At 69.0% G+C, this 5,810-nt stretch carries 6 protein-coding genes; all 6 read left to right on the top strand.

Annotated elements, in window-relative coordinates; all coding sequences use genetic code 11:
* Positions 1–232: 232 nt before the first annotated feature.
* The 6 genes from WMO66_RS02920 to WMO66_RS02895 are packed head-to-tail and all read left to right on the top strand — an operon-like array spanning position 233 to position 5,607.
* Positions 233–1,594 carry an ethanolamine ammonia-lyase subunit EutB gene (locus tag WMO66_RS02920; protein ID WP_349134913.1) on the top strand — a complete coding sequence of 454 codons (1,362 nt, stop codon included), beginning with the start codon at positions 233–235 and terminating at the stop codon, positions 1,592–1,594.
* A gap of 12 nt (positions 1,595–1,606) precedes the next feature.
* Positions 1,607–2,494, top strand: coding sequence for an ethanolamine ammonia-lyase subunit EutC (gene eutC, locus WMO66_RS02915; protein WP_349134912.1), 888 nt, complete (start codon positions 1,607–1,609; stop codon positions 2,492–2,494).
* Positions 2,491–3,168 (top strand): ethanolamine utilization microcompartment protein EutL, encoded by a 678-nt coding sequence (eutL, locus tag WMO66_RS02910; RefSeq protein WP_349134911.1) that lies wholly within the window; start codon positions 2,491–2,493, stop codon positions 3,166–3,168. Before eutC ends, eutL begins: the two co-directional genes overlap by 4 nt.
* Positions 3,158–4,600, top strand: coding sequence for an acetaldehyde dehydrogenase (acetylating) (locus tag WMO66_RS02905; protein WP_349134910.1), 1,443 nt, complete (start codon positions 3,158–3,160; stop codon positions 4,598–4,600). The genes eutL and WMO66_RS02905 overlap by 11 nt, the downstream gene beginning before the upstream one ends.
* Before the next feature lie 15 nt (positions 4,601–4,615).
* Positions 4,616–4,915: an ethanolamine utilization microcompartment protein EutM gene (gene eutM, locus WMO66_RS02900; RefSeq protein WP_349134909.1), complete on the top strand. Its 300-nt coding sequence runs from the start codon at positions 4,616–4,618 to the stop codon at positions 4,913–4,915.
* Complete coding sequence (locus tag WMO66_RS02895) at positions 4,915–5,607, top strand: cobalamin adenosyltransferase family protein (RefSeq protein WP_349134908.1); 693 nt, start codon at positions 4,915–4,917, stop codon at positions 5,605–5,607. The genes eutM and WMO66_RS02895 overlap by 1 nt, the downstream gene beginning before the upstream one ends.
* Positions 5,608–5,810: the final 203 nt, after the last annotated feature.

Genomic DNA, 5,810 nt, shown 5'->3' with positions numbered 1-5,810 from the left:
GATTGCACCCCAAGGGCACTTCCTCGCGCTGCGCGCTCAGGGCGCCACGTCGGCCGTTGGCCTCCTCGCAATGACAAACCTTCGGCATTCACCGTATTACTGACGGCTTGTTTATTGCGCTGGTGCGCAGGCGGGCGGGGCGTGCCCCGCCCCTACAACGCACCGTCGATATCTATACCATTTTTTATATATTTCCGATCGAATCTGAACGAATTTGAAAGAAGGGTACCATTTGAAGCTGAAGACGCTGCTGTTCGGCAAGACCTATGCCTTCCGCGATGTGAAGGACGTGCTTGCCAAGGCAAACGAGCCGAAATCCGGCGACCGGCTCGCCGGGCTGGCCGCCGAGAGCGCGCAGGAGCGCGTCGCCGCCAAGGCCGTGCTGGCGGAGCTGCTGCTGCGCGACCTGCGCGAGAACCCCGCCGTGCCCTATGAGCAGGACGAGGTCACGCGCATCATTCAGGACGACCTGAACGAGCGCATCTATGCGGAGATGCAAAACTGGACCGTCTCGGACCTGCGTGAGTGGATCCTGAGCGAGACCACGACGACGGCCGACCTCCGCCGCGCCTCGCGCGGCCTCACGAGCGAGATGGTCGCCGCCGTCTGCAAGCTCATGAGCGATCTTGATCTCATCTATGCCGCGCGCAAAATTCCGGTCACGGCCCACTGCAACACGACCATCGGCCTGCCGGGCACGCTGTCGTGCCGCCTGCAGCCGAACCACCCGACGGACGATGTCGACGGCATCCTCGCCTCCCTGCTCGAGGGCCTGAGCTTCGGCGCGGGCGACGCCGTCATCGGCCTGAACCCCTCGGGCGACACGGCCGAGAGCGTCCGCCGCGTGCTGACGCGCTTTGACGAGGTGCGCCGCCGCCACGGCATCCCCACGCAGATCTGCGTGCTGGCCCATGTGACGACGCAGATGCGCGCCATCGAGTCCGGCGCGCCCGCCGACCTCATTTTCCAGTCCATCGCAGGCTCGCAGAAGGGCAACACCGCCTTCGGCTTCGACGCGGCCACCATCGAGCAGGCGCGGCAGCTGGCGCTGACGCAGGGCACGGCCGAGGGGCCGAACGTGCTGTATTTCGAGACGGGGCAGGGCTCGGAGCTGTCGTCCGAGGCGCATTTCGGCACGGATCAGGTGACGATGGAGGCCCGCTGCTACGGCTTCGCGCGGCATTTTTCGCCCTTCCTCGTCAACACCGTCGTCGGCTTCATCGGCCCGGAGTACCTCTATGACGCGCGGCAGGTCCTGCGCGCCGGGCTGGAGGACCACTTCATGGGCAAGCTCTCCGGCATCCCCATGGGCTGCGACGCCTGCTACACGAACCACATGAAGGCCGACCAGAACGACATCGAAAAGCTCGCCGTCCTGCTGACGGCGGCGGGCTGCAACTACTTCATGGGCATCCCCCACGGCGACGACGTCATGCTGAACTACCAGACGACCGGCTTCCGCGAGACGGCCGCCCTGCGCGAGCTGTTCGGCCTGACGGCCATCGCGCCGTTCCAGCGCTGGCTCGAGCGCATGGGCTTCGTGGAGAACGGCAAACTCACCGCGCGGGCCGGAGACGGCTCGGCGCTGCTGTAAAGGAGGCGCGGCATGGATCGCGAAGAACTCAAGGCCATCGTGGCGCAGATGCTGCGCGAGCTTGCTCCCGCGCAAACGCCCCCGTCCCCGCCGCCCGTCAAGGGCGCGGAGACCGAGACCCCGCCGGACGGCGGCGTGCTGCCCGACCTCACAACGGTCGACCTGCGGGCGCAGTACCTCGTTCCGAACGCGGCCCACGGCGCGGAATTCCGCGCCCTCAAGGCAAAGACCCCCGCCCGCCTCGGCCTCGGCCGCTGCGGCGCGCGCTACCCCACGGCCTCGCTGCTGCGCTTCCGCGCCGACCACGCCGCCGCGCAGGACAGCGTCTTCTCCCTCGTGCCGGAGCGCTTCTGGGAGGAAAATCACTATCCCTTTGTGCAGACCATGTGCAAAAGCAAGGACGAATATCTGACCCGCCCGGACCTCGGCCGCCGCTTTGACGAAAAAAATCAGGCCGTCCTGCGCGACCTGCTGGCCGGGCAGCGCGTCGTGCTGGCCGTCGGCGACGGTCTGTCGTCCGCGGCCGTGCAGGCCAACGCCCCGGACTGCTGCGCCGCCATCCGGCAGGGCCTGCAGGCGCAGGGCATTGAGCTTGGCCCCGTCCCGTTCATCCAGTTCTGCCGCGTCGGCGCGGGCGACCACATCGGCGACCTGACGGACTGTGAGGTCATCTGCCTGCTCGTCGGCGAGCGGCCCGGCCTTGTGACGAATGAGTCCATGTCTGCCTACCTGACCTACCGCCCGCACACGGGCATTGCGGAGTCCTGCCGCACCGTCGTGTCGAACATCCACCGGCAGGGCGTGTCCGCCGTGGAGGCCGGGGCGCACATCGCCTCGCTCATCGGCCGCATTCTGGCGCAAAAGGCCTCCGGCATCGGCCTGCGGGAGGACGGCGCATGACCGGCGCTCCCGTCCCCGTGCGGGTCCTGTGCGCCCGCACGATCGCAAATGTCAGCCCCGGCCTTTCCCGCGCACTTTCGCTCGATCCCGGTCAGAATTCGATCGCGCTGCTGGCGACGGACTGCGACGACGTCACCTACCTCGCGCTGGACGAGGCGACGAAGGCCGCGAACGTCTCCGTCGTCTACGGCCGCAGCCTCTACGCCGGGGCAGGGAACGCGCCCACGCCCCTGACGGGCGAGGTCGTCGGCATTCTTGCGGGGCCGACGCCCGCCGATGCCCGCAGCGGCCTTGCCGCCGCGCTGGCCTTCCTGCAGAACGGGCCGCGCTTCCGCGAGGCGGAAAACGGCGTTTTCTACCTTGCCCACTGCGCCGCGCGCACGGGGACGTACCTGTCCCGCGCGGCCCACATCCCCGCGGGGCAGCCGCTGGCCTATCTCATCGCGCCGCCCGTCCCGGCCCTGCTGGGGCTGGACGCTGCCCTGAAGGCCGCAGGCGTGGAGCTTGCGGAATTTTATGCCCCGCCCACCGAAACGAACTTTGCCGGAGCCCTGCTCACCGGCACCCGCTCGGCCTGCCTTGCCGCCTGCACCGCCTTTGCCGAGGCGGTCTGCGAGGCGGCGGCCCGGCCGCTGGAAGCAGAAGGAACAAGGAGGAACGACCATGGAATTTGACCGCGATCTGCGCGCCCGGCAGGAGGTCCGCCTGCTGGCGCAGCAGGCGCAGCTGGCCTTCGAGGGCCTGCAGAAGCTGGACCAGAGCGGCCTTGACCGCATCACGGAGGCGCTGTCCCGCGCGGGCGCCCTGCACGCGGCGGAGCTGGCGCGGGAGGCCTGCGCCGAAACGGGCTTCGGCAATGAGCGCGACAAGACGGAGAAGAACCGCTTCGCCGCCGTCCGCGTGTTCGGGGCCATCCGGGGCCTGCGCACCGTCGGCATCCTGCGGCGGGACGACGAGCGGCGCGTCTGGGACGTCGGCGTGCCTGTCGGCGTCATTGCGGGCATCGTGCCCTCGACGAACCCGACGTCCACCGTGATCTACAAATCCCTCATCGCCCTGAAGGCGGGCAGTCCCATCGTCTTCTCGCCCCATCCGCACGCCGTGCGCTGCACGCTCCACGCCGCCCGCCTCATGGCGGAGGCCGCCGAGGCCGCCGGGTGCCCGAAGGGCGCGATCTCCTGCCTGACGATGCCGTCCCTGGACGCCGTGCAGGAGCTGCTGCACGCCCCGCAGGTGCGTCTCATCCTCGCCACGGGCGGCGGGGCCATGGTCCGCGCAGCCTATTCGTCCGGCAAGCCCGCCATCGGCGTCGGCGCAGGCAACGGCCCGGCCTATATCCACCGCTCGGCCGACATCCCCCGCGCCGTGCGGGACATTCTCCGCTCGAAGACGTTCGACAACGGCACGGTCTGCGCCTCGGAGCAGAGCGTCATCGTCGAGCGCTGCTGCGAGGCCCGTGTCCGCGAGGAATTCCGGAAGCAGGGCTGCTATTTCCTGAACACGGAGGAGGCCGGGCGCGTGGCGCGGCTGCTGCTCCGCCCGGACGGCACGATCAATCCGAAGGTCGTCGGCAGGACGGCCTGTGCCGTGGCGCGCATGGCGGGCGTGACCGTGCCGGAGTCCACGCCCGTGCTGCTGGCAAACGAGACGGAGGCCGGGCCGGCGCGGCCCTATTCCCGCGAGAAGCTCTGCCCCATTCTGGCATTTTTCGTCGAGGAGGACGAGGACACCATCCTCCGCCGCATCTGCGAGGTGCTGGCGGGCGAGGGTGCGGGCCACACGTTCGTCCTGCACGCAAAGGACGAGGCCGTCGTCCGCCGCTTCGCGCTGACCGTGCCCGTTTCGCGCTTTCTCGTCAATGTGCCCGCGTCGCTCGGCGGCATCGGCGCGGAGACGGCCCTGTTCCCTGCGCTCACGCTCGGCTGCGGCGCGGTGGGCGGCAGCTCGTCGTCCAATAACATCGGCCCGCTCGACCTCATCAACCTCCGCCGCGTGGCGTGGGGGAGCGAAAAGCCCGAGCCGCAGCCCGAAACGCCCGATCAGCCCGAGCCGGACAGCGCGCTCATCGCGCGCCTGACCGAGGAGATCCTGAAAAAACTACGATAAACGGAGGAACCAGCAATGAATGTCAACACGAATGCCCTTGGAATGGTCGAAACGCGCGGCCTTGTCGCCGCCATTGAAGCCGCGGACGCCATGGTGAAGGCCGCGAACGTCCAGCTCGTCGGCAAGGAGCAGGTCGGCGGCGGCCTCGTCACCGTCATGGTGCGCGGCGACGTCGGCGCGGTCAAGGCCGCCACGGATGCAGGCGCGGCAGCCGCCGAGAAGATCGGCGAGCTCATCTCCGTCCACGTCATCCCGCGCCCGCACACCGAGGTCGACGGCATCCTGCCCCACGGCCGCGACGCGGCCCCGGCCTGATGCTCTATACCGAGGAGGCCGTCCGCGCGGGGCTGCGTGTGCGGGACGGGCGGCGCGTGTTCTACCTGCCGGAGGGCAGCCGCCTGACCCCGGCGGCGCGCGACTGGCTCCGGCAGGAGGGCGTGACGGTCGTGCCGCATGCCGAAACGCCCCCCGCCGCCTACCGCACGCCGGACGGCGCAGCATTTGCCGAAAAGCCGGAGCACATGACCCACCTGCGCGGCAATATTCTCGTACCGAAGACGCACCCGCGCATCGCCTTCCGCGGCGGCATCGACACGCTGGAGGCCGAGCTGCTGCTGTGCGCGCAGGCGGCGGACGGCCCGCTGCGCCAGACGCTCTGCGCCATGCTGGACTTCGTCCGCAGCCTCATCCGCGCCGACGTGCTGGACGAGCCGGTGCAGGCCGTCCGCTTCCTCGGGCTGGACGACGACGGTCTGCGCGAGCACAGCCACCATCCGGAGCGCGAGGAGGGCCAGCCGCACTTTCTCCCCGCACCGGACGATCCGCCCATCCTGCTGCGGCTCAACCGCCTGCGCACCGCCGTGCGGCAGACGGAGCTGCTGGCCTGCCATGCCTTTTCCCGGCCGGACGGCACCCTCGCCCGCCCCGATCTCGTCAGGGCCCTCAACCGTCTGTCCAGCCTGTGCTGGATCCTTATGATCCGGGTCAAGCGGGGTGGGCAAGTGTAGAATGGATCATGGAGCGTGGAATGCATAAGGCCTCCAGATTTGTCATTGCGAGGGCGCTTTGCGCCCGTGGCAATCTCGGGAAGGCACTTCCAGTTCGTACAAAGTGCCGATAAAACGTACAAACCAATTGCGTCTGTAGCGGCGGTCACTGCGCAGCCGTTGGCGGCTTTGCCGCCTTACGGATGCGGCGTCCCCTTTACGGG

The organism is Faecousia intestinalis, assembly GCF_040096185.1.
GTDB lineage: Bacteria > Bacillota > Clostridia > Oscillospirales > Oscillospiraceae > JAZOXB01.
Note: the sequence above shows the minus strand (reverse complement) of the source record. Positions and strands in the feature narration are given on the sequence as shown.

What these genes read in the sequence shown, in the direction of transcription:
- eutC (WP_349134912.1), top strand. Translation starts at nt 1,607, where the DNA reads ATGGATCGCGAAGAACTCAAGGCCATCGTGGCGCAGATGCTGCGCGAG.
- eutL (WP_349134911.1), top strand. Translation starts at nt 2,491, where the DNA reads ATGACCGGCGCTCCCGTCCCCGTGCGGGTCCTGTGCGCCCGCACGATC.
- WMO66_RS02905 (WP_349134910.1), top strand. Translation starts at nt 3,158, where the DNA reads ATGGAATTTGACCGCGATCTGCGCGCCCGGCAGGAGGTCCGCCTGCTG.
- eutM (WP_349134909.1), top strand. Translation starts at nt 4,616, where the DNA reads ATGAATGTCAACACGAATGCCCTTGGAATGGTCGAAACGCGCGGCCTT.
- WMO66_RS02895 (WP_349134908.1), top strand. Translation starts at nt 4,915, where the DNA reads ATGCTCTATACCGAGGAGGCCGTCCGCGCGGGGCTGCGTGTGCGGGAC.